24 protein-coding genes, 1 pseudogene and 1 CRISPR repeat array are annotated in these 23,354 nt (G+C 57.1%); of the genes and pseudogenes, 11 read left to right on the forward strand and 14 right to left on the reverse strand.

From position 1 onward, the window contains the following. Positions 1 to 29: 29 nt before the first annotated feature. The 7 genes from MW046_RS10060 to MW046_RS10090 form a co-directional block, all read right to left on the reverse strand. Positions 30 to 617, reverse strand: coding sequence for an NADPH-dependent FMN reductase (locus tag MW046_RS10060; RefSeq protein WP_247992975.1), 588 nt, complete (start codon positions 615 to 617; stop codon positions 30 to 32). A 99-nt stretch (positions 618 to 716) separates the two neighbouring features. Next, positions 717 to 1,001, reverse strand: coding sequence for a hypothetical protein (locus tag MW046_RS10065; protein ID WP_247992976.1), 285 nt, complete (start codon positions 999 to 1,001; stop codon positions 717 to 719). A gap of 458 nt (positions 1,002 to 1,459) precedes the next feature. Continuing rightward, on the reverse strand, positions 1,460 to 1,861 hold the full coding sequence (locus MW046_RS10070) for an HVO_A0114 family putative DNA-binding protein (RefSeq protein WP_247992977.1): 402 nt from the start codon (positions 1,859 to 1,861) through the stop codon (positions 1,460 to 1,462). A gap of 76 nt (positions 1,862 to 1,937) precedes the next feature. Further along, positions 1,938 to 2,234 carry a toxin-antitoxin system TumE family protein gene (locus tag MW046_RS10075; RefSeq protein ID WP_247992978.1) on the reverse strand — a complete coding sequence of 99 codons (297 nt, stop codon included), beginning with the start codon at positions 2,232 to 2,234 and terminating at the stop codon, positions 1,938 to 1,940. Between the two features lie 619 nt (positions 2,235 to 2,853). Further along, positions 2,854 to 3,528: a hypothetical protein gene (locus MW046_RS10080; protein WP_247992979.1), complete on the reverse strand. Its 675-nt coding sequence runs from the start codon at positions 3,526 to 3,528 to the stop codon at positions 2,854 to 2,856. Positions 3,529 to 3,789: 261 nt separating this feature from the next. Continuing rightward, complete coding sequence (locus MW046_RS10085; RefSeq protein WP_247992980.1) at positions 3,790 to 4,428, reverse strand: hypothetical protein; 639 nt, start codon at positions 4,426 to 4,428, stop codon at positions 3,790 to 3,792. 458 nt (positions 4,429 to 4,886) lie between these two features. Then, positions 4,887 to 5,645, reverse strand: a complete 759-nt coding sequence (locus MW046_RS10090; RefSeq protein WP_247992981.1) for a CPBP family intramembrane glutamic endopeptidase — start codon at positions 5,643 to 5,645, stop codon at positions 4,887 to 4,889. A gap of 203 nt (positions 5,646 to 5,848) precedes the next feature. Here MW046_RS10090 and MW046_RS10095 point away from each other — a divergent pair, with 203 nt between their 5' ends. Both MW046_RS10095 and MW046_RS10100 read left to right on the forward strand, forming a co-directional pair. After that, a complete protein-coding gene (locus MW046_RS10095) occupies positions 5,849 to 6,508 on the forward strand; it encodes a hypothetical protein (protein ID WP_247992982.1) in 660 nt (219 codons plus the stop codon). A 417-nt stretch (positions 6,509 to 6,925) separates the two neighbouring features. Further along, a complete protein-coding gene (locus MW046_RS10100; protein ID WP_247992983.1) occupies positions 6,926 to 7,540 on the forward strand; it encodes an SAM-dependent methyltransferase in 615 nt (204 codons plus the stop codon). Positions 7,541 to 7,672: 132 nt separating this feature from the next. Here the strand turns inward: MW046_RS10100 and MW046_RS10105 are convergent, their stop codons facing one another. Continuing rightward, positions 7,673 to 8,056, reverse strand: coding sequence for a hypothetical protein (locus tag MW046_RS10105; protein ID WP_247992984.1), 384 nt, complete (start codon positions 8,054 to 8,056; stop codon positions 7,673 to 7,675). A 388-nt stretch (positions 8,057 to 8,444) separates the two neighbouring features. Then, positions 8,445 to 9,008, reverse strand: a complete 564-nt coding sequence (locus MW046_RS10110; protein WP_282190207.1) for an HNH endonuclease — start codon at positions 9,006 to 9,008, stop codon at positions 8,445 to 8,447. Positions 9,009 to 9,239: 231 nt separating this feature from the next. Between MW046_RS10110 and MW046_RS10115 the strand changes: the two are divergent. The 4 genes and pseudogenes from MW046_RS10115 to MW046_RS10130 form a co-directional block, all read left to right on the forward strand. Beyond that, positions 9,240 to 9,467, forward strand: a pseudogene (locus MW046_RS10115) (helix-turn-helix domain-containing protein); the annotation flags it as partial. A 54-nt stretch (positions 9,468 to 9,521) separates the two neighbouring features. Then, positions 9,522 to 10,285: direct repeats of the CRISPR family, unit length 37 nt; unit sequence GTTTCAATGCCTTGGTCGCTGCTGGCACAGTTGAAAG. A gap of 270 nt (positions 10,286 to 10,555) precedes the next feature. After that, positions 10,556 to 11,092 (forward strand): tRNA (cytidine(56)-2'-O)-methyltransferase, encoded by a 537-nt coding sequence (locus tag MW046_RS10120; RefSeq protein ID WP_247992987.1) that lies wholly within the window; start codon positions 10,556 to 10,558, stop codon positions 11,090 to 11,092. Between the two features lie 260 nt (positions 11,093 to 11,352). Beyond that, positions 11,353 to 11,631 carry a hypothetical protein gene (locus tag MW046_RS10125; protein ID WP_247992988.1) on the forward strand — a complete coding sequence of 93 codons (279 nt, stop codon included), beginning with the start codon at positions 11,353 to 11,355 and terminating at the stop codon, positions 11,629 to 11,631. Then, positions 11,628 to 13,133, forward strand: coding sequence for an MATE family efflux transporter (locus tag MW046_RS10130; protein ID WP_247992989.1), 1,506 nt, complete (start codon positions 11,628 to 11,630; stop codon positions 13,131 to 13,133). Before MW046_RS10125 ends, MW046_RS10130 begins: the two co-directional genes overlap by 4 nt. A gap of 20 nt (positions 13,134 to 13,153) precedes the next feature. On the opposite strand, the gene MW046_RS10135 is transcribed toward MW046_RS10130, so the two are convergent. After that, positions 13,154 to 13,900 (reverse strand): CPBP family intramembrane glutamic endopeptidase, encoded by a 747-nt coding sequence (locus MW046_RS10135; RefSeq protein ID WP_247992990.1) that lies wholly within the window; start codon positions 13,898 to 13,900, stop codon positions 13,154 to 13,156. Positions 13,901 to 14,049: 149 nt separating this feature from the next. Between MW046_RS10135 and MW046_RS10140 the strand changes: the two genes are divergently transcribed. From MW046_RS10140 to MW046_RS10155, 4 genes are all read left to right on the forward strand, one after another. Next, positions 14,050 to 14,679, forward strand: coding sequence for a phosphoribosyltransferase (locus tag MW046_RS10140; RefSeq protein ID WP_247992991.1), 630 nt, complete (start codon positions 14,050 to 14,052; stop codon positions 14,677 to 14,679). Positions 14,680 to 14,774: 95 nt separating this feature from the next. Beyond that, complete coding sequence (locus MW046_RS10145) at positions 14,775 to 15,008, forward strand: DUF6684 family protein (RefSeq protein WP_247992992.1); 234 nt, start codon at positions 14,775 to 14,777, stop codon at positions 15,006 to 15,008. 5 nt (positions 15,009 to 15,013) lie between these two features. Next, positions 15,014 to 16,738, forward strand: a complete 1,725-nt coding sequence (locus tag MW046_RS10150; RefSeq protein WP_247992993.1) for an NADH-quinone oxidoreductase subunit D — start codon at positions 15,014 to 15,016, stop codon at positions 16,736 to 16,738. A 103-nt stretch (positions 16,739 to 16,841) separates the two neighbouring features. After that, positions 16,842 to 17,546, forward strand: coding sequence for a class I SAM-dependent methyltransferase (locus tag MW046_RS10155; RefSeq protein WP_247992994.1), 705 nt, complete (start codon positions 16,842 to 16,844; stop codon positions 17,544 to 17,546). On the opposite strand, the gene MW046_RS10160 is transcribed toward MW046_RS10155, so the two are convergent. The 4 genes from MW046_RS10160 to MW046_RS10175 all read right to left on the reverse strand — a co-directional run bounded on the left by MW046_RS10160 (position 17,536) and on the right by MW046_RS10175 (position 22,467). Continuing rightward, positions 17,536 to 18,996 carry an RtcB family protein gene (locus MW046_RS10160; protein ID WP_247992995.1) on the reverse strand — a complete coding sequence of 487 codons (1,461 nt, stop codon included), beginning with the start codon at positions 18,994 to 18,996 and terminating at the stop codon, positions 17,536 to 17,538. The two genes, MW046_RS10155 and MW046_RS10160, sit on opposite strands and share 11 nt — an antisense overlap. Positions 18,997 to 19,156: 160 nt before the next feature. Continuing rightward, positions 19,157 to 19,999, reverse strand: coding sequence for a trehalose-phosphatase (gene otsB, locus MW046_RS10165; RefSeq protein ID WP_247992996.1), 843 nt, complete (start codon positions 19,997 to 19,999; stop codon positions 19,157 to 19,159). Between the two features lie 6 nt (positions 20,000 to 20,005). Beyond that, positions 20,006 to 21,556 carry an alpha,alpha-trehalose-phosphate synthase (UDP-forming) gene (locus MW046_RS10170; RefSeq protein WP_247992997.1) on the reverse strand — a complete coding sequence of 517 codons (1,551 nt, stop codon included), beginning with the start codon at positions 21,554 to 21,556 and terminating at the stop codon, positions 20,006 to 20,008. A 494-nt stretch (positions 21,557 to 22,050) separates the two neighbouring features. Further along, positions 22,051 to 22,467 (reverse strand): hypothetical protein, encoded by a 417-nt coding sequence (locus MW046_RS10175; protein WP_247992998.1) that lies wholly within the window; start codon positions 22,465 to 22,467, stop codon positions 22,051 to 22,053. Between the two features lie 142 nt (positions 22,468 to 22,609). Here MW046_RS10175 and MW046_RS10180 point away from each other — a divergent pair, with 142 nt between their 5' ends. Further along, a complete protein-coding gene (locus MW046_RS10180) occupies positions 22,610 to 23,353 on the forward strand; it encodes a DUF2797 domain-containing protein (protein ID WP_247992999.1) in 744 nt (247 codons plus the stop codon). Position 23,354: the final 1 nt, after the last annotated feature.

Raw genomic sequence — 23,354 nt, forward strand, 5'->3', positions numbered from 1 at the left:
TGGTATCGATCAGGGCTGCTGATTATTGGTCAGTCACTCGTCTGTGGCGTCGGGTCCGCTCGGGTGCGGCCTGGAACCTGAGCGACGTCAGCGTAGGCCACGAGTTCCCGGCCCAGTCGGTCGAGCCGGTCGGCTACCTCCGGGTCCTGAACGTCGTCGTCGGTGATCCGTGTAGGGGACTCGGGGATCGCCACCTCTGTCGGCAGGGTCCACGCGTGCAGCGTCCGACAGACCGCCCGGAGGTGGGCGAGCGCCGTCCCCGGAAACTCCCCTCCGGCCACCTCGAGCAACCCGACGGTCGTGTCCGCCAGCTCTTCGCGCCCACAGTGATCGAGGGCGTTTTTCAGTGCTCCCGAATAGGAGCCGTGGTAGTTCGGCGTGCCAAGCACCACGCTGTCCGCTTCAGCGATCGTCGCCGTGAGGCGTTCGGTGTCCTCGCTTCCAGCCTCGGTCTCGGCGTTCAACATCGGTAGCTCCAGAGCACGGAGATCTAGCAGCGTCGTCGTTCCGCCGGCCCCGGCTGTCGCCGACAGCACCCGATGGAGGGCGATCCGAGTCCGGCTCTCATCCCGGAGGCTCCCACAGAGGGCGACGACGCGGGGCTGTGTGCCAGTCATCGCTATCGAGTAGGTGATCAAATCAGTAAAACGTTCCCTGAAACAATATTTTGGAAGGGAGGTTACAGGACCGTTGGCGGCCGCCCGTGGGGAGCCGGGTCAGGTGAGGTCGAAGTCGACGCCGTCGGCGATCGTCCGGACTACAGCATCACACAACTGGCAGTCCGGGGCTGCCACGGTCTCCTCGTTCTCAGTTTCGACACCGATGCGGAGCGCCGAGTCACAGCCACACGCCGGGCACTCGTCGGTCTTGGCCCAGCAGTAGCGCAGGATCGTCTCTTCGATATCGTCGACGGTCTGCGACCGTCTGCTTGCGGAACTTCGTTCCTCTCTGCTCGTGAGCGCGTCGGTACCTTCAAGGTCGTTTGGGTTAGAATCGTACATGGTCTTCAGCCTGCGATTGGAGACCTTTACCGGGTGTTCCTGCACCCGGGTCCCACACGGTGACCCGTGTGGAACTTACTCGTGTTCAGCCTCCGATCTCATCGTTGTCCCGTCATATTATAAAACACTAGGTATCGCGTTCGTACTGTCGTCGTAGTGATCTTCATCGTGAGCGTCGTTACTCTGGGATCGTATCGATGTCGATCGGGTTCTCCGGTTCACGCCGCCTCGTGATCGTACGTCGATCGTATCGGATAGCTATTTGTCATATTCGTCATGCTGTCGAGGTAAGTTCATGCTCGTCTGGACGGTGGTCGGCTTTGGTGTGGCCACGAGCGCGACAACTTCGAGAGCAACAGCTTCGAGAGCAAATCCGGAGCGGTCAGTCTGGGTGTTTCGGTGGGTGTTGATACAGTTGAGAGATAACGGTGGCGGACTCGATGGCGAAAAAAGACAGTTCACGCAACCGCGTGGTTGCGATTGTTTTCATGATCTCCGGAGAGATCGATGTCAAGCCGGATGTCGTCGTACGGGACGACCGGCCGTTTGGAGCGCCCATCTTGCTCGAACTGGATAAGCCCGAGCGTTTCCAACTCGTTCGTATTCCGATGGACTTCTTTAACATCCCGTTCGACGAGTTCAGCCGTCTCACGGATGCTTGATGGTTCTTCCTCCGAGATAGTCCGGAGAAGTTCGAGATTCACCGCGCTCAGGATGCGTGCAACATCCTCTTCACGTTCGATATTGAGGACTCGGTGAGGTTCGACATCCTCCCCTCGTTCAACTGCTGCAATCCATTCACGGGTCTCTTGTCGTGTTCGGTCGTCTTCCCCGACCCGAACGATCAGTGTGTCTGTCATTGCCGGTTTCTTTTACTTCATCACGCTGTTTCATTGTTCTGTGCGCGTGCAGATGGCCAACTGACTTAGTGGGTCATTATTCGTTTTGTTCCCACCATTCATCAACTTCCCGGAGGAATCGGTCGTGGAGGACCATCATCCCTGGAAAGTCAATGATTTCGACACCGTCTGTAGTGTGACGTTCATGGCCTTTTTCGAGTTCGTGTGAGTTATCGTACCGCAGAATCGTGTTGCCATTAGTATCGCCAAAGTGCAGGCGGTATTTCCACCCACAGGGATAGGTATCGGACTCGGTCGGTCGCATGGTAATCGACCGAACCATCCCGTCCTTGTAGGTCGTTTGTTCTTTGACTACATCACTCTCATCTGCCATCTGCATATGTTGGTAATAGGCCCAACATCTATAGTGTTGGGGTAAGGCCCAACATATAACGGTGCACCATCTCGGAAGCAACGTTCCCTACAAGGTCTATCGCGTTTCAATGCCTTCGTCGGTGCTGGCACAGTTGAAAGAGGGGGTGGAAATCTGTCCAGAGGTCCAATAAAGCTTTCTCCATCGGTCTCATCGCCCACCGTCTTCGTGGACCCCCCCTGTACACGAACTTTATAAAGGTCCACGAAGGATAACGGCAACACGTTCCGCAACAGGTGACCTCCCACCGAGTCCCACACCCAGATGATGCACGTGGTCCGATACAGTATTTTCGTCTGTGGATGGTACTCCGACCCTAAATCACCGCCGGACTAGCCGACCGGAGTACGACGGCAATCACCCGCTGGCAGGCGGAGAACGCCCGCCCACTGCGTTCGTATCGACTACAGCGACCCATCCACCACTTTAATTTCCTCAGACTTTTATTTTATTCTAAAACTATATGCATATATGGGGAAGGAAGTGCAATGTCACAACTGTGGTTTTTGGACGGAGATCGAGCCACACAGGAACGGCGAAAACATTTGCAAGCGGTGTGAAGAGAAGTTACGATACTGACTTACTGAGATGACGTGACGGTGTGTTTCGCTTCCTCGAAGACATCGTCTGCGATGGCCGCGAGCGCGGGGAGATGCCACATCTCAGCCAGTTCCGTGAATCGCGCCCGAACGGCTCGGCCTGTCTCGATGGCGCGCTCGTAGCCGTTGATCGAATCGTCGTGGATGTAGAAGACGAACCGCGTGTACGCCAGTTCCTCCGGACTGAACACGCCACGTTTGAGGAGATCACGCGGTCGCGTTCGCTCCGTTCCATCGGTGTCAATGAAAAAGTCGATCGCTTCGGGAGGGTAGCCGAGAACGACGCCTAAGCGGCGGTGCCACGCCCGATTACGGTCGGCTTTCTCGCTCGATGGCAGCAGATCTAAACGACCGTCCGTCGGGGCGATGAACCAGTCGTTTCCGGTTCCCTGTCCGATCCGCCGATACGATAGCTCGAACAGCTCGCACAGCGCTATCAGTCCTCGATGAGGTGTCCAAGGATGCTCCGGAAAGGCGAACTCTGTGGCAGAGATCTCCGCCGCTGGCTTGTCGCCAGCCACCACGAGCGCAAGCAACAATGGATCACGGTAACACGCGTCGTTTTCGGCGTGTCGCTCGAAATACCGACCCAACTCGCATCGCTGTCTCTCCGTCAGGGTTTCCGCGCATGGCGGGACTGGTGACGGAACGAGCATATATTTTCTATAATGTCTCTTGGTGAATATAGATGGTGGTTAGGTCCTTTCGACTCGCGTGGACTGCTCACGGGGTCATGGAAGTGGTGAGATGACACTCGACGATGCTCGGTGCTCGTGTTCGGCAAATCGATCACCGTCCCTCCTGCCAGCGGACATCGTTGTCGATTTCGTCGGTGTGTCTCAGGTCCTTAGTCGATACTGGTACAGTCGAAAGATACACTCGGATAGTGTGAGTAATATTTTATAATTACTACTGTTTCAGCGAGTCGCGCGGTGCAGTTGATCGACGAGAAAGCGATAGACGATCTCGGTTTGGTGTTCGAGCGCCGGTAGCTCCCATCGGTCGGCGAGTTCGAGCAACAGATCACGGTTGGCCTTCCCCTGTTCGATGGCCCGCTCGTAGCCGTGGACGGAATCGACCGGGACGTGGAAGACGAACTGGGAAAACGCCAGTTCGTACGCGGAAAATTGTCCACTCGCGATGAACTCTGCTGGCCGCGTTCGGTCGGAGAGTTCCTGTTCGATAAAATGGTCGATCGCCGCCCGTGGATAGCCAAAAAACCACCCCAACCGACGATGATACTCCGGGCGATCGTGCACTTTTTCGGGCAGATAGCTGATTCGCAAGGGGTCCCGCGCCACATACCACGACGACGATGGCGCAACGCGCCCGTATGCAAGACCTAACCGGTCAAAAAAATCGATCGGGGAGCGAGCCAGACACCTCCACGGCTCCGTCGAAACGATCGTCCCCGGCTTCTCACCAGCCAGAACCAACGCCAACCGAAGCGGCTCCCTGTCGTCTTCGATCCCCTCGAAATAGCTGAGAAAGTCCGCGACTGCCACCCGCTGGGTGGACGTGAGATCGATCTGTCCGATCGCCTGATTGGTCGCCATACTTCTTAGTTCACATCTGATTGATGAAATAAAATTCGAAATCGGTAACGCAGATTACTTATTGTGATATATTAATTCAAATGTATTTGAACGGTTTATCGCCGCAGTACGGGCACATGCCCATCCGCTTGCCGTCTTCGATGTCTTCGTTTTCCAGCTTGACGTTGCAGCTGGCACAGAAGTTCGTCATGCACTCTCCTCCAGACGTTTTCTCACCTCCTATGTCTATAATAGTATTGTATATTAAAAAATAAATTCGATAATGTAGATTTTATTATTGATACGATGTGATATTGGCTTGGCTCGTCTTCGGGAGTGATAGCCACCATGGCCGTGCTAGTTGCTGGCACAGTTGAAAAATGTCAACAACTATGAGGATAAGCGATTCAGGCAGCACGATCAATACGGGGAACTCCTCTATAACGCTACCTTCCCGTCTTCAACCTCATCGGAGAGGATTAGAGAAACGGTAGCAGGGTCAGATTCGTCCACGAGAGCGCGTGTACCGTCGCCACGACGAGGACACCCTGTGTTCGGTCATAGACCGTGCAGAACACGATACCCTGTGGAAACAGGTACGCGAAGTACGGAACAAGGAACGCAGCACCGCCGCCGAGTCCGTACAGTCCGTGTGCGAGGGTGAAGCAGACTGAACTGAGGACGATCGCCGTCACCGGATGGAATCCATCGAGCAGGCGTTCTTGGATGAATCCGCGGAAGAATTGTTCTTCGGCCATCGCTGGAAGGAGATACAACCCGAGAAAGACGAACGGTGCGAGTGACGGCCACGTCATTAACCCGACATCCATACTCCCAGTTATCGGATCGATTGGTATGCTCATAGTCGTCAAAACCCAAGTCGTCCCTTCGGCAGCGATCTCCAACCCGACAGTCCCCAGAACGACCCACACGAGATCACGGACGCTCGGACGACTGAACTGGAGGCGGTCCCACCGGCCTGTGAGAAACACGTAGCCCCCCACGAACAGAAAGAATCCGATCTGCGTTGCTTTCGACACGGCTAGGGAGGAGAAATTTGGGGACACAGGCTCTAGCATCCCTATCACCGTCGGTCGGTAAATCAAGAAGACGAGGAAGCTGAACACTGCACCACCGACTGTCAGCCCGAGTGCTTCCACAAGTGCACGGAGTCGTGTGGTCTGCTGGTTGTCGTCGGTGCGACTCAACCGCAGTCTGTCGCGGAGTGTATTCGACATTCGTGTCTTGGCAACCCTCCGTGCCTACATATTACCTGTAGACCTTTGTCGCCATTTTTTGAGGGTGTGACGCCGTCCATGGAGTGATCTCGTTTCCCTGTACACCGTCTTCCTCCAACCCGTAACCGGGTGGACGACCGTACAGACAGGACTGCCCTCGCTGAGACAGTAGAGTCAAGTGAGTGAAAAGCCAGCGAAAACCTGTGACAGACCGATCGAGTTCTCTGCTTACACCGGCTCAGCGCGACCGTCTCGGGCGGAATTTCGACGACGTGGATGCGGCGAAACGTCGACGTGACCAACAGAGGATCCGACAGCGACTCAACGCTGGTATCGAAGATTACGAACTCTTAGCGGAACTCCCTGACCGGCAGTTCGAACTGGCATTCAAGGATCGTCAGGAAGACCACATCCGCCGGGGGCTTGCCGATGCATATCGGACTCTGGAACGGATTCGCACCGTTCATGAACTCGATCGGGATAAGATCCTCCAATTGGCGCGTGAACGGGACCGAGATCGAACCGATGACAGCGCTCTCACACTGCGGACACGCGCCGACTGGCGATGCGAATTCGAGGACGAAATCGCGTCCCAATATCAGCCAACCCGATGGAAACGGCTCTCTGACGTGCTGCTGAAGATCGGTCTCGCACTACTGATATTTGTCAGCTTCCTCGCTGTTATTGCACCGGATTTCACGAACGGCCTCGGAAGCATCCCTGGGATCGTGGGTGCGGGCGTTCTGGCGGTGGGACTACTTATCGTTGGCCTTCGTTCGGTGAAATACGACGTTGTCCCAATGGTGCGAGCTCTTTATGAGGATCCACGGAGATCTCTTCGAACTGTTTGGGAGCAAATGTGAAGTGTCACTTGCGGCGCAACGACCTCTCACTATTGTGACCGACGGTGAAACAGATCAGAGCGAGGGATACCGGGCCTTGTGAATTGTTCTATGACGCCCTAGTATCCAGCAAATCGCTCCGTGATTTGTGAGACAGGGAGGCACTCTGCTTTGAGTTCTGTAGATCCCTGAGTCCTGCATCGCCGCCGAGTCAGACAAACGGACTGTGGCGACCATCCCACAGGATAACGGGAAACCAGTATTCGAGATCGGTACACGGCGATCCCACCACCGTTGCATTCGGTCGATAACACAACGATGGGCAGCAATGGCTCTGTTGAAGATCTCAGTAACTCGACGCCTGTGTCGCTGCAACAGCGGTTAGGTAGTCCGCGACCTAATCGGTATAATTACGTTCACTGAAGGACCCGTTCGGTTATGGAGTTCGCCAACCGAGAGCGAATGTACGGACAGGAGGAGTACTACTGGGGTACGGAGCCAAACGAGATGGCCAAAAAGACGGTGGAACTCGCTCCAGAAACCGAATCTGGTGTCACGGCGATCGACATTGGTGCTGGCGAAGGTCGGGACGCGGTGTTTTTCGCTGAACACGGATGGAGTGTGTACGCGCTGGAGGTTTCTCCCAACGGGTTGCTGAAGGCCGAACGCCTCGCAGAGCAGCGCGGGGAGAGCATTCAGACTATTGAAGCGGATGCAAACGACGCCACCCTCCCAGAAACGGTTGACGTGGTTTACTCGGCTGGTGCGATTCAGTATATTCGCCCCGAGAATCGGGAACGTCAGTTCGACCATTTCAAGCAGAAGACGGCTTCTGTGGGTGTTCATGCTCTGTTCGCGTTCGTCGACCACCCCGATGTTCCGACAGCGCCGGACTGGACAGAAAACGAATACTTCTACGCACGAGGTGAGCTGATGGAGTACTATCAGGATTGGAACGTCATCGAGTTTGAAGAGGTGATCTTTGACGACGAATCGTCTGGAGAATCACACCAACACGCGGCCGAGATACTATTCGTACGGAAACCGAACTAGATGGTCTGTACCTGTCCCTTTGACATCTGATACATAAATTACGTACTGTGTGTCTACTGCCGTAATCCTCCGGCCCACAGATGGGATGAAAATTCGTGGAGGGAACCACTCCTGTCCGTCTTCGGGATCGGCTCAGGTGAGGTCGAAGTCGACGCCGTCGGCGATCGTCCGGACTACAGCATCACACAGCTGGCAGTCCGGAGCACTCACGGCTTCCTCGTTCTCAGTTTCGACACCGATGCGGAGCGCCGAGTCACAGCCACACGCCGGGCATTCGTCGGTCTTCGCCCAGCAGTAACGCAGGATCGTCTCTTCGATATCATCGACGGTCGCAGACCGTCTGCTTGCGGAACTTCGTTCCTCTCTGCTCGTGAGCGCGTCGGTACCTTCAAGGTCGTTTGGGTTAGAATCGTACATGGTCTTTGCCTCTATGTGGAGACCATCTCCGGGTGTCCTGAGCACCCGGCCCCACACGATCCGTGTGGGTACTGTAACGCGTGCAGCCTCCGATCTCATCGTTGTCCTGTCATATTATAAAACACTAGGTATCGCGTTCGTACTGTCGTCGTAGTGATCTTCATCGGGCGTGTCGTTACTCTGGAATCGGGTCGCTGTCGATCGGATCCTCCGGTTCACGCCGCCTCGTGGTCGTGCGTCGATCGTATCGGATAGCTATTTGTCATATTCGTCGTGCTATCGGAGCAGATTAATACTCGTCGCCGGGTGATAGTCGGATCTGGGATGGTTACGAGCGTGTCTAGCTTCGAGAGCGGAGACGGAGCGGTCAGTCTGGACGTTTCGGTGGGTGTGGATACAGTTGAAAGATAACAGCAGCGGACTCAACAGAACAAACTTCTGCACGACGAACGTAGAATAAGGTGGCCGGGGGCACCTTGGCTCTATCTTAGAGCCACCACAGGTCCCGGCCACGGTCCTTCAACCACTCTTTCGCGTCCGGGATGCTCGTCAACTTCACGGTGTCTCGTGCGCCGCCACCAACCGCGATGACTGGCGCGTCTGTGTCGCGGCCTAACTCGCGGATTAAGTCCTCGAAGCGGTCTTGGTCCGACGATTTGAACCAGTTTTTCACGGTGGCCACTTGCTTCGAGTGGCTTCCCGTGACCTTTTCTCGTGCGAGCTTTTCCACGATGTCCAGCTTGAGTTCGTCGTTTGCTTTCAGTGAAAGGAGTTCAGATGCACTCAGACCGAATTCAAGAGGATTATTTTCCGGCTCTGCTTGATTCAACAGGCGATGTTGCTTCTTCTCATCTTTTCGTTCCATCTTTCGGTGGCAGCCAACGCATAACGTGACCAAATTCTCCGGTTCGTGAGAGCCACCTTCCACACGAGGGATAATATGGTGAACATCCAGTTTCACACCATCTTCGAAACATATCCGGCATTTATACCCACCCCGTTCAACAATCTGATTTCGGATCTTTCGCCCCTCCTTACTTCGGAATCTCATCGATTAGTCAAACGAGCCATAGATGTATAAGAGAATTGTGGGATTGAGGAATGATCTCTGTTGTTCTCAAACAACACCTTGAATGCTTATATTCGTCGGAACGTATCATGATCTATGGAAACCGAGTGTTACGCCGAAGGAACAGCATTTGAGGAAGTCCTCGGGAATCGCTTCAAAGTCAAAATCTTGGCCGTCATGCTCGGAGACCACACCTAGGACCTCACCGCTAGCGACATCGCGCGCATGGCCGGTATCGAACGATCGACGTTCTACGACCACATCGACACGCTGCTCGACTACGGACTCATCAAGATCACGCGCGACGCTGGCAACAGCACGATGTACAAGATCAACAAGGACAGCGAGGCCGCGCAGGCGATCGCAGAGTTCGAATGGAAACTGCTCGACGCCCTCAACGAAGACGGCGAGCCGGACGCCCGCGTGGACGAACGCGAGTAGAAGACTATTTTCATATTTTCATCTCGGAAGCACGTTCTCTACAAGGTCTATCGAGTTTCAGTGCCTTCATGGCTGCTGGCACAGTTGAAAGCCAGCCAAGTGGACCTCAGAGAAGCCCGAATGCTCCGTTTCAATGCCTTGGTCGCCGCTGGCACAGTTGAAAGGATGACCAATTCCTCGCTCAGTAGTTATCTGAGTCGTTTCAATGCCTTGGTCGCCGCTGGCACAGTTGAAAGATCTCTATCCTCTGGATAAATCATAGATTCACAGGCGTTTCAATGCCTTGGTCGCCGCTGGCACAGTTGAAAGGGTCGTCGAGATCATGGTCGAAGGTGGAGATGGGCGGTTTCAATGCCTTGGTCGCTGCTGGCACAGTTGAAAGCTGTTCCTGTTGACTGGTAGTAGTTGCCTGAAATTTCGTTTCAATGCCTTGGTCGCTGCTGGCACAGTTGAAAGACACGAGGTTTTCTTCAGCGATCTCCCAGAGTCGATGTTTCAATGCCTTGGTCGCTGCTGGCACAGTTGAAAGCGTTGATACGGATACGGCAGCGCGGACGATTGCAGTTTCAATGCCTTGGTCGCTGCTGGCACAGTTGAAAGCACAAATCCATCGATCCGCGACAGCAACGTGGAGGTGTTTCAATGCCTTGGTCGCTGCTGGCACAGTTGAAAGCGACGGAGTTCAGAGAGCGCAGAGCCGTCATAACTGTTTCAATGCCTTGGTCGCTGCTGGCACAGTTGAAAGTGACGGCCATTAGCGGTTCGGGCGATCCGAAGATCCGTTTCAATGCCTTGGTCGCTGCTGGCACAGTTGAAAGAGGGGGTAAAAATCCGTGGAGCGATCCAATAAAGCTTTCTCCATCGGTCTCATCGCCCACCGTCTTCGTGGACTCCCCCTGTACACGGATCTTATAAAGGTCCACGAAGGATAACGGCAACACGTTCCGCATCCGGATTCAGTCCCGCCGGGAGCAGCGCGCCTCTACCCACAGCATCGCTGCCCATCGGGGTATAGCCACCGATCGCCTACCGCCGAGAACACAACCGGACAGCGAAACCGCCTAACCCGTCCCGGCGTTAGGCGCGGTATGTTCGAACGCGAGGTAACCGTGCTCCGGCTCGGGCACCGACCGGGGCGCGACGACCGGATGACCACCCACGTCGGTCTCACCGCCCGGGCGCTCGGAGCCGACCGGGTGGTGCTCTCGACGGACGCCTCCCACTCCCGGGACACCATCACCGACATCACCGACCGGTTCGGCGGCCCGTTCACCGTCGAAACGACTGACAACCCAAAGCGGCTGGTGAGCAGCTTCGAGGGAACGATCGCGCATTTGACGATGTACGGGCTGCCGGTCCAGTCCGTCGAGGACGACCTCCGAGCGACGACCGACCCGCTGCTCGTCGTCGTGGGAGCCGAAAAGGTCCCCTTCGACGTGTACGACCGGGCGGACTTCAACGTCGCCGTCACCAACCAACCCCATTCTGAGGTCGCCGGACTCGCCGTCTTCCTCGATCGGCTGTTCGACGGCCGCGAACTCGAACAGGAGTGGACCGACGCCGACCGGCGCGTGATTCCAAAAGAAACCGGCAAGAAGGTCGTCCCTACCTCCGACGCCGAGTGAGCGCTCCGACCATGAACACGGTCTCTTACGGCGCTCGATCCGGATCCCGGAGCCGGTAACCGACGCAAGCTGTCGGACCCGCTGGAAACGACCAATCACGCTAGCTATCATTTTCCGTACGCGACGACCTCTCGGAGGACATACTTTCACGGGAACTAACAACAGGGGATATCATTCTATTCCAACAGCTATTTAACTGACTGGACAGTCAGTTATGATACGGGCTGACTGGACGGTCAGTTTCTACTTACTAATAATACATGACTGACGAGACGACTGACGAACTCGAAGGGGTGGCCAACCTGGCGTGGTCCACACGCCGGCGAAGGGCGCTCCGTATCGACGCAGACGAATCGACCGAGAGTTGGGTTACCCCCGAGGAATGTGAGTTCTCGCTTGCATCCCTCGGACGAGGAATCGGCCGGAGCGACAGCGCGGGTGTTTCCTATCCCACCGGCAACGCCTATCGGCTGTCGTTCAGTGCTGGACGGTCTCACATGGGTAGCGATCCCGTGGCTGTGGAGGTGATCTCGAAGTGAGTATTCGATCGGTGTTCAACAAGGTGTTCAAGTCCAAAGATGAGTTCGATCTGACCGGCGGTGGTATCGGCTGGCCACTGTTCTATCTCTCTTTGCCGATCATCATCACGAACCTCTTTCAGACCGCGTACAATCTCGCGGACACCTTTTGGCTCGGGCAGTACAGCACGACCGCGCTCGCGGCGATCAGCTTCGCGTTTCCGATCGTCTTCTTGCTGATCTCGTTGGCACTGGGTCTTTCGGTAGCTGGCAGTGTGCTCGTCGCCCAACACATCGGTGCTGGTGAGGAACGGAAAGCCGAATACGCCGCCTCCCAGACGATCACCTACGCGGTCGTCGCGTCACTCGTTCTTGGAGGCGCCGGGTACTTCCTCGTTGAGGACTTCCTCGCCCTCCTCGGGGCCGCGCCGGACATTGCGGCCCAAGCGACCGGCTACATGCAGGTGTTCTCGGCTGGACTGGTCGCAGTCTTCGGGTTTGCGGTGTTCATCTCGCTGATGCGGGGGTATGGCGACACGATCACGCCGATGCTCGTGATGTTCGGATCAGTCGTACTCAACATCGTGCTCGATCCGCTTCTCATCTTTGGCTTCGAGAGCAATCCGTTGTTCGGTTATCTCGGTATGCGCGGTCTCGAAACGTGGCTGTTCGAGCTGACGGGCTACGCCGGATCGGGCATTGAGGGTGCTGCTATTGCGACGGTGTTCTCCCGTGTCCTCGCGTTCGTGGTCGGTCTGTGGATCATGTTCCGTGGAACGCGTGGTGTGCAGATCCGGCTCTCCCAGATGACGCCAAACCTTTCGTTCGCCCGTCGGGTGTTCGACATCGGCGTCCCGGCCTCGATCGAGGGAACTACCCGTTCGCTTTCGATCAATCTGCTGATGTTCATCATCGCTGCGTTTCCCGAGACCGTCGTTGCCGCCTATGGTATCGGCACGCGGGTGTTCTCGGTGATCTTCTTACCGGCACTCGCCCTCTCACAGGGCATCGAGACGATGACCGGCCAGAACATCGGCGCGAAGAAACAGGACAGAGCGGCCGAAACCAACCATTTCGGTTCGCGGATCATGCTGATCGGTCTCACTGCGTTCGGCGTCATCGTGTGGCTGGCTGCCGCCCCGGTCGCCGCCGTCTTCACGAACGATCCCGCTGTCGTCGATGCGACCGCGACCTTCCTTCGGTATGCGGCACCGACGTTCGGGTTCATCGGCGTCATGCGGGCGTACACCGGCGGGCTCCGCGGGGCTGGTAAGACGTTGATTGCTGCGGTCATCTCGCTCATAGCGCTCGGGATCGTTCGGCTGCCGGTCGCGTGGATCGGAACCAACGTACTCGCACTCGACGCCACCGGGCTCTGGATCGCCTTCCCTGTCTCCAACATCGCGGGCGGCGTCATCGCGTATCTCTGGTTCAAGCGGGGCACGTGGCGCGAGGCGGACCTCACCGACTCGGAGTTCGGGAGCGATGTCCCGAGCACTGAACACGCATCGACGGACGACTGATTTGAGTGATCGTTTCCTCGCTATCCGATACCGGTGAGCGACACGTACAGGGTGCCGAACAGGATTGCGTTGTACACACCGTGCGCGAGCGCCGGGACGAGGAGATTGTCCGTATGCTCGTACAACCCTCCGAGTACCACCCCGAGAACGAAAGTGGTGAGGACGTAGCTCCCGACACCAACGGGACTGCTTGCGACCACTGCCGGAACGTGCACGAGTCCGAACAGCGCGCTTGCCAGCCCGATCGCCGGAAGCGCCGAAAACGACCGGCGAAGCCGTCCCTGAACCGCTCCACGAAACAGCAGTTCCTCTCCCGGTCCGATCAGCACGATCGCAAGCGGTATCAGATACAGCAACAGTTGTGGACGTACACGAGCGAACCGTTCGATCTGGTTGGTTCCCCCCATGATGCCGCCGTAGTGGAACAATATGCTAACGAGCTGTGCGATACCTAACAGCAACCCCACACCCACGACGACCCAGCCGATACTCCAACCCGTTGGCCGTCGAACAGCGATGAGATCTGGATCGGTGTAGATCGCATACACCACGGTCACGAGGGCGAACACGAACTGCTGTTCGACGAGCAGGACGACGTAGCCGACGACGCTGTTCGAAGCGATTCCGACTGCCGACAGTGCGAATAACAACGGTACCACGGCCACTCCCGCAAGCAGCAGGGCGCTGATAACGAGGAGCACCACCACACCAATGGATCGGAGTCGGTCGTACGTACCGACCCAATGATAAATGTTGTTTGGTACCATTGTTCACTATTAGCTTCGAGAGCGGATCGAATACGTCCATCGATACGTGCTCCTATCCGCTTCGAAACTCCCCGTGGAGGACGGAATGTATATAGGTATTAATTATTATGAAAACGAGTATACTTACCGATCGGAAACGAAGCTACGGTATGAGCTTTGCCGATCGAACGGAGGCAGGCCGCCGACTCGGCACAGAGCTGATCGAACGGGGTGTTGCGGGCGATATCGTGCTTGCGATTCCGAGGGGCGGGCTACCGTTGGGTCGTGCAGTGGCTGACACGCTTGATCGTCCCCTTGATGTCGTCGTCGCCAAGAAGATCGGTGCGCCGCACAACCCGGAGTACGCGATCGGAGCCGTAGCCAGCGACGGCAGCGTGTGGCTCAACGAGGACGCGATCGGGACGCTTGATATCGATACCGCGTATCTCGAAGCTGAACGGACGGAGATGGCGAGCGCCGCGCGCGAGAAGGCACAGCGGTACCGCGGTGATCGAGAACTGCCGACGATCGAGGGGAAAGCGGTGGTCATCGTCGACGACGGGGTCGCCACGGGGGCAACCGTCCGTGCTTGTATCGAACGCGTCACCAACGTCGGGGCCGATCGGATCGTGCTAGCGGTGCCCGTCGGCTCCCCCCAAACGATCGACGAACTGCGTTCGATGGTTGACGAAGTCGTCTGTCTCGAAACGCCGAGGAACTTTCGAGCCGTCGGACAGTTCTACGACCGATTCGATCAGGTTCAGGACGAACAAGCGATGACGTATCTGGACAAGTCGTGATCGGGGTTCTGTATCGATGGTGTTGCTGGAATCCGCCCGGGCTTGAATATACCACCCATAGCCGTTTGCCCACGGATCACATACGATGTCCTCCCATGAGTAAGTACTTGCTCGACCGGCAGACGGTTCTCGACGTTACCGTGAATATAATCCCGTTGCTCATGCTCGTTTTCTTTTTCATCCTGTTCGCTCTGTACGATCCGTATCTCAAAAACACGTTTATGCTCGGTATGTCCCTCTTCCTGCTCATCATTCCTTTCGTATTTCTATTACTTCTTACCTACGCTGCCGGGCGAACGATCGAGCGCGAAGAGGAGCAAACCGACTGACTACCATGAGTTCTGATACCGTTCCCACTACCGACGACACACCAACCACCGATTACGACGCGATCGTGGAGCTGTTGGGCGAGCACGTGATCGAGCGCGAGGAACACCACAACACCGAGGCGGTCGTCATCCGTCCGGACGAGGTGCAGGATGTGCTGTTCACCCTCCGGGATGAGGCGGGGTTCGACCACTGTTCGTGTCTGACCGCCCAAGAGTACGACGACCGTTTCGAGTCGATCTATCACCTTCGAAGCTTCGATGAGGCGACGCGAGAACTGAGCGTTGTCGTCCCGACGCCGAAGGACAAGCCGGTGAGCCAGACGGCGACTCCAGTGTATCAAACTGCGAACTGGCACGAACGAGAGGCGTACGATCTGGTCGGCATCGAGTACGGAGAGCATCCGAATCTGCGTCGGATCCTGTTGCCCGAAACGTGGCAAGGACACCCCCTGAGACTCGATTACGACCAAGAGCGCCACCAGATCGTTACGCTGAGTGAACACGTCAATCCTCTCGAGGCCGACCGTCGAGCGGTCGAAAGCGATCAGGTCGCCGAAACAGGCCCGGTCGACGCGACGGTGGACGACACACCGACGGCCGGTGAAACCGAAACGATGCTCCTCAACATCGGTCCCCATCATCCGGCGACTCACGGCGTGCTCCACCTCGAAACGACGCTCGACGGCGAACAAGTCGCCGACGTCAATCCCGATATCGGCTATCTTCACCGGTGTGAAGAACAGATGTGCCAGCAAGGGACCTACCGACACAAGATCATTCCCTACTCCAATCGGTGGGATTATACGGCCAATCTTCCCAATGAGTGGGCCGTTGCGCGACCGATCGAGGAGATCGCTGATCTCGACGTGCCCGAGTACGCTCAGGTGTTACGCACTATGGCGACCGAGTTCGGGCGCATGTTGGGTCACTTTCTCGCTGTCGGTACGTTCGCGCTCGACGTGTACGGGGATTTCACGGCGATCTTTCAGTACGCGTTCCGAGATCGTGAACTCGTTCAGAACATCCTCGAGGATCTCACTGGCCAGCGGATGATGTTCTATTACTTCCGACTCGGTGGCGTGGCATGGGATTTGCCTGAACCCCGCGAGGAGTTTTTCAGGAAAATCAGAGATTTCCTCGATCAACTACCGGCGACCTTAGAGGAGTATCACAACCTCCTGCCGCGCAACGAGGTGTTTCAGATCCGGTGTGTGGACACGGGGATCCTCGAACCGGAGATGGCCAAACAGTACGGCTGTACCGGCCCGGTCGCACGAGGATCGGGTGTCGACTACGATCTCCGGCGTGACGATCCGTACGGTTACTACGACCGCCTCGATTGGAACGTCGTCACCGAGGATGGGTGTGACAACTACGCGCGCGTGTTGGTTCGCCTCCGCGAGGTCGAAGAGAGCGCCAACATTATTCGTCAGTGTGTCGATCTCCTCGAAGAGTGGCCCGAAGACGACCGCCAAATCCAGAGCAACGTTCCCCGGACGCTCAAGCCCGACCCGGACACCGAAATCTACCGCGCCGTCGAATCCGCCAAAGGCGAACTCGGCATCTACATCCGCAGCGACGGTACCGACACCCCCGCGCGGTTCAAAATCCGCAGTCCGTGCTTTCACAACCTGTCTGCGCTTCCCGAGATGGCCGAAGGCGAGTACGTCCCTGATCTGATCGCTTCCCTCGGGAGCCTCGACCTCGTGCTCGGAAGCGTTGACAGGTGATAGTATAAATCATTATTATTTAACATATATCCACAACACTCTTCATCTCTCGTGCGGTTCGGCCATCCAAATGTTATCGCGTCTCAGGGATTCCGTCGTCGGGATGAACCGATCCATCGAGACGGTTATCGGGCCGGAGCAACGGAACTGTCACCGTGTGTATGATCAACTACTTTCCTCACTTTCCCCGTCTCGGGCCTTACACCTCGGTTCCGGCCGTGATAGGGAGAGTAAACGATCCAACCTCCCCGATGAGAGTGAGCTTATCGCGTTCGATGTCGATCGCCAAGGATTATCACGCAACGACACCGAGTCGAAGATCCAAGGCGATGCGGCTACGATCCCGTTCGAAGAGGAGAGCTTCGATCTCGTGTTCACGGAGATGGTGTTCGAACACCTCGCTCAGCCGTGGGACGTCTTGACCGAGATCGATCGGATCCTCAAACCGGGAGGGTCAGTCCTCATTCTCGTTCCTAATCCACTCCATTACTACGCACAGGTTTCGGATCTGACTCCGTTTTGGTTTCACGAGCTGTGGTTGCGGATGAACGGACACGATTCGACCGACATCGATGCGTTTCCCACCGAATACGAATGGGGGCGACTTTCACAGTTGTTGACCACTGCGAGCACGTTCGACTGGTCGATCACCGCGTTCCACAGCTTCCCGGGACCGACCAGCTACACCCGACGGCTGCCGCTTCATGCGGCGTTCGTACTCCTCGATCGGGTTCTCGCTCGTTTCAAACAGTTTCATGTGCTGTACATCGTTCAGTATAAGAAACAGGCGTTGTCCACTACCCCTTGATGTTACAGACAGGAAACGTCCGTGCGATGGGATCACCGATTCCCAGCGCCTCGGAGACTGCGACCACCTCGTCTACATCTTTGTACACGTCAGGGGCCTCTTCCGCGACCGTGGCACCGCTATCGGCTTTCACGTAGACGTGTTGTTGGTCTTGTAGCTCCTGTTGTACGTCACCGCCCCAGAACTCCTGTTTCGCTTGCGTTCGGCTCATCACCCGCCCGGCACCGTGTGCGGTCGATCCGAACGTCTCGGTCATCGCGGCTTCACCGCCACACAGGACGTAGCTCCCAGCTCCCATGCTCCCGGGAATGAGCACGGGTTGGCCGACTGACCGGTACGTCTCGGGGACCTCTTCACGGCCCGCCGGAAACGCCCGCGTCGATCCCTTGCGGTGGACGTACAGCTCGCGTTTTTCACCGTCGATATCGTGGGATTCGAGCTTCGCGCTGTTGTGGGCAACGTCGTACAGCAGTTCCATTTCCATGTTCTCCCACGACCGACCGAACACCTCCTCGAACACCTCTCGGGTTCGGTGCATCACCACCTGTCGGTTGACCCACGCGAAGTTGATCGCCGCACACATCGCGGCGTAGTACGATGCCGCGAGTTCGCTGCCCGCCGGCGCGGCCGCCAGCTCGGTGTCCGGGAGTGATTCGAGTAACTCGGAGTGACTCTGTTCGATCGCGTCGAGGTAGTCGGTGCACACTTGATGGCCCAATCCACGGCTTCCGGTGTGGATGAGCACGACGATCTGCTCCGGTTTCAATCCGTACGTATCGCCGATCTCCGAATCGAACACGTCGGTCACGCGCTGTACTTCGAGGAAGTGGTTTCCGCTGCCGAGGCTTCCGATCTGGGATTTCCCCCGGTCTTTGGCCTCCTGTGAGACCGCGTCCGGATCCGCGTCGGTCCGTCTCCCCTCGTCCTCACACCGTCGGAGGTCCTCCTCAACCGCGTAGCCGGCATTGAGCGCCCACTCCACGCCGTCGGCGAGAATCTCCTCTACGGTCTCACGGTCTTTTTCGAGCACGCCGCCACCACCGAGGCCACAGGGGACCGACTCGAAAAGCGTCTCGACCAGTTCCGGCTCTGATCCCTTGAGATCCTCGTAGGTGAGGTTCGTCCGCATCATTCTCACACCGCAATTTATATCATACCCCACAGCTCCGGGCGAGAGACAGCCGGTTTCCGCGTCGATGCCCGCGACGCCACCGACCGGAAAGCCGTACCCCTGATGGCCGTCAGGCATACAGACGGCGTATTTGGCGATCCCCGGCAGCTCTGTCGTGTTTTTCAGTTGTTGGAGTGTTCTGTCGCCGCTGATCTCCTCTAGCAGCGACTCGCTGGCCAGTACCCGTGCGGGTGTGTTCATGTCGCCGGTTCGTGGAATTTCCCACACGTTGTCCCGCACCTCTTCGAGCGTGATGCTGTTGGTCTCGTAGGTGCGCATGATGTGATCCGTGATAGCTAGGGCCGTGGCATAGAATAGCGTTGTGATCGAAGTTTCTTGTAGGTGGTGTAACTCATTGGGCGGGTACTCGTGAACGAATCGCCCGGATTGCTGGTCTCGTTCAGGCACTTTACCCAGATCAGAAATTTTGTCGGGTCTCTCAGGGACTCGAGTCGCCCTTTCCAACCAACTCGTCCATACCGGTGTCCGCGAGCCACTGTAGCACCGTCGTCACCTCCCCGACGCCGTCTACTCGGTAGGTGGCTGCCGTCTCGTCGGTGCCGACGTGAACGCCGATTCCCTCGGGTGCGATGGCGCGAAACACGTCCTCATCAGTCGTATCGTCGCCGATGTACATCGGGAGGCACTCCTCGGAATAGCGTTGGAGGAACCACCGAACAGCTTCGCCTTTGTCCCAGTCGATCGCTGGCCGTATCTCCACGATGTTTGCCCCCCGCGTACACCGGAGACCGCCGCCGTCTTCGACGACGGTATCGACGATGGATCGGATCCGGGCTGTGGTCCTCTCGTCGTCGACCCGCCGGTAGTGAACCGTGGCTGTGATTTCTTTGTTCTCGATCTCACAGCCCTCGTGATCGATCTCCGTTTCGAGGCGGTTACAGACAGTCTGGATCTTCGATCGGATCGCGTCGGGATCCGACAGGGGGGATACGCCGTCGAGTTCGAGTCCGTGGTTGCCGGCGTACTCGACGCCGGCAACCCCTACGCGATCGCGCACGTCGTCTAACGCGCGCCCGCTGATCACCGCGATGTCGATCCGTTCCAGTCGGCTGAGTGCTTGTACCACCTGTTGATTTTCGGCCGTCGGTTGGGCGGCCGATGGATCGTCAACGTGGGGCGCGAGCGTCCCGTCGAAATCGAGGCCGAGAAACAGCCGTTGTGCCTCGGCGGTTGCGAACCGCTGGCCCAGCCGGTCGACCTCGTCGAGTAGTCGGGGAACCGACGGGGCTGTGTCGTGGTGTCCGTCCGTAGAATCCTCCATCCGTCGTTACGACCCCGTATTTCCTCGGAGCTGATCGACAGTGTCGAACATGTCGTGTAGCCACGCATTGATGTCGTTGTTGTGTACTTTTCGTCGGAGGCGACGCGATCTGTGTCGTCGTTCGGCTTCGGGCATCGTGATCGCCTGTTCGATCGCGTCGGCGTGAGCTTCGGTGTCGTAGGGATTGACCGAGATCACCGCGTCACCCAGTCGTTCGTGAGACCCGGCGAGTTCGCTCAACACGAGGACGCCGTCGTCGTCGATCTGTGAGGCGACGTACTCTTGGGCAACGAGATTCATGCCGTCCCGAAGCGGACTCACGAGGGCAACGTCGCTGTAGCGGTACAAACCACACAACGTGTCTCTCGGGAGTTTCTCTCCGATCATGATCACCGGTTGCCAGTCGTCCGAGCCAAAGCGAGCGTTGATCCGATCGATAATGGTGCTGACGCGGTCTTGAAGCTGCTGATACGCCGGGATTTCGGACCGGCTTTCCGATCCCTTTTGAACGTAGGTGAAGTCACCCCGCCACTCGGGCCGTTCTGCCCAGAGATGTTCGAGCGCTTGGAGCCGTTCGGGAATGCCCTTTGTGTAATCCAATCGGTCTACACCGAGGACGACCCGGAGATCCGATGCCAACCCGAACTCGTTTTTGAACTCCTGCCACATCGATTCTGGGACGTTCGTGCTCTGTCGTTTGATCGTGTCTGCGTCGACGCCCATCGGGAACGCTTTCACGACCGTCTCACGTCCTCCGTGACAAATCCGTCCGCTGTCGTAGTCGACGTCGGCGTGTTCGACCAGCGTCTCGACGCACTCTAAGAAATTCTGACAGTACTGAGAGACGTGAAATCCGATGAGATCGTTTCCGAGTAACCCTTCGAGCAGCTCCTGGTGTTGTGGACACGCCCGAAACGCGTCGACTGGTGGCCATGGAATGTGCCAGAAATGGAGAATGAACTGGTCAGACGAACACTGTGAACGGACGAGCTGGGGGGCACACGCAAGATGATAGTCCTGAAACCATATTACCGAATCGTCGGTCGTGTGTTCGAGCACCTGGTCCGCGAACTTTCGGTTTACCGCACGATACTGTCGCCACTGCTCGCTATCGAACTCCGTGTTTCCCATTGCGAGGTGGCACAACGGCCACAGAGCACGATTGCTGTATCCATAGTAGTAGCCATTTACGTCCGAGTCGCTAAGCCACAGTCGCTGTAGCGTGTATTGAGGGTCTTCCGGCGGAACCGAAAGCTTCCCATCCTCGTCTGTCGTGTCTCGGTCTGCCCCGCCGTCTCCCCACGCGATCCACGTGCCGTTGAGACGCTGCATGACCGGATCCAATCCAGCAGTGAGTCCACCCGTGGGACGATCGACCGTGATCGTCGATTCGCCTTCCCCGTTTTGCTGATACCGGTGGCGGTATGGCTGGCGATTCGAAACGACGATCACCGTGTCGTTCGAGAGGGATGTAGCGATCTCTGACCCCTCTTTTCCTTTCGTTTGTGAGATCTGGTGTGATGATATGCCTGTCGCCGACCGCCAGTCGTTGGACATGATTGTGCTATTGATCCTACACTATGAGCCAAGGTAGGCCCTTCGCCTGCGTATGCGACCACAACACGAACGACCGTTTCTACCGGTCTTTGAACGTCTTTTTCGTGTACCGTTCGGGCGGGCCGTTTGCTCGTGAATCGATATCGACCGATCTCTCACAGTTCAATGTGCCTATAGATTCTGTTGCACATACCCTGTGTTATCTCCGGTATCGGTCGATATCGGTGAAACTGGTGTTACTCACCATCCGAATGATAGACGCCGATACCCGCTTACCGTAGCGCATCCGAACGAGCGACAATACGTGTTGCAATACTGTTTATTTTCTACAACATACCGATAGCTTGTACTATCATGCCATCTCTTTATTAGTTTCATTCTCTGCACGGATCACTGGTCTCTTGGCTGCTCCCGGTAGTAGCCCACGAACTGATCCGGTGGTTGACGAGACCACACTGCTGTGGAGACGAGAAGTAGTGCTGATCGGGACCGAACTACAGTTGGTCTGGTGGTGGGAACCGACGGTCATCGTTCTGTCGGTACTCCTCGGCACCAGTAATCATCGGCGTCGACCGGGATGGGGCAAGCGTATCGAGCCGTGATTTCACGTCGAGGGCATCAAGACGGCCGCGCTCAGCCCGAGCTGATCGAATGGCAGAGAGGTATGAGCGGACCGCCGATACCGCATCGTCGTACGTCGATGCGTATCCTACCGTCTCCGTCCGAGCCATCCCGTCCAGTTCGAGCGTGTACGCGACTTTCCACCGTGATCCGACATCGATCGCGAGCGATGGGGTGGCCGTCTTGCTCACTCGGATCGTGATTCGACCGCTCTCACAGGGAATCGGAATCGTTTCCTCCCGTGCTTGTCCGTTGAGAGGACCGTCTACCCTGTCTGGGGGTGGCCACATATCATATGAAACTCATTGTACACTAATAGGATCTATGCCTGCGTGTGCCTGTTATGACATACCAGTAGACATCGGAAGACGAACAATCGCGGCGTAACTGGCTACACGGAAGGGCTTTATCGCGGGAACGTGTGGGAGCAGTGTGCAAGTCGTCGGGTATCGCTCGGATGCCGGGACGCTTCAGGTGGCGAGTGCCGGGTCGGTCAAGTCGCTTGTACTCGATTCAGGCGTCGAACTCGACTACACGCTGGGTGAGCGCCATTGTGCCGGAACGGTCACGGCTACGGGCCACACGGCGTGTGAGGCGTCATCGGCACCGTACTGTGAGATCCACGAACGGACGTGGGTTTGTGCGCGCTGTACCGGTACGTGCCTGAAAGCGGAGATGGACTGCTATGACACGCACGCGGTGTATCTTGCCGCATTCGCGCCGTCAACGTTCAAGGTCGGTGTGACCAAGCGCGACCGACTCCGGACTCGACTCCACGAGCAAGGCGCAGACCGGGCTGCTCACGTTCGAACCGTTTCGAACGGACGTATCGCCCGCGAGATCGAACAGGAAATCGCTGCCGATCTCCCCGATCGGGTCCGTGTGCCCGAGAAGATCGCCGGTCTCGGTCGCTCGGTTTCGGATTCGGCGTGGACCGAACTACTCGCGGCGTACGATCCCATCGAGACGTTCGAGTTCGAATATGGGCTTGCCCTCCGATCGCAGCCGGTACCGGAAACGCTTCTTCGAGGGGTGGTACGCGGAACGAAAGGACGGATCCTCGTGCTCGATCGAGACGAGGGAACGTACGCGGTCGATCTTCGGGATCTCGTGGGGTACGAACTCACTGAACGTACGAACAATCGGCATCTCCAGAGCGCGCTGTCGGCGTTTTGAC

The sequence above is a fragment of the Halocatena salina genome, assembly GCF_023115355.1.
In the GTDB taxonomy this organism is placed as follows: Archaea; Halobacteriota; Halobacteria; order Halobacteriales; family Haloarculaceae; genus Halocatena; species Halocatena salina.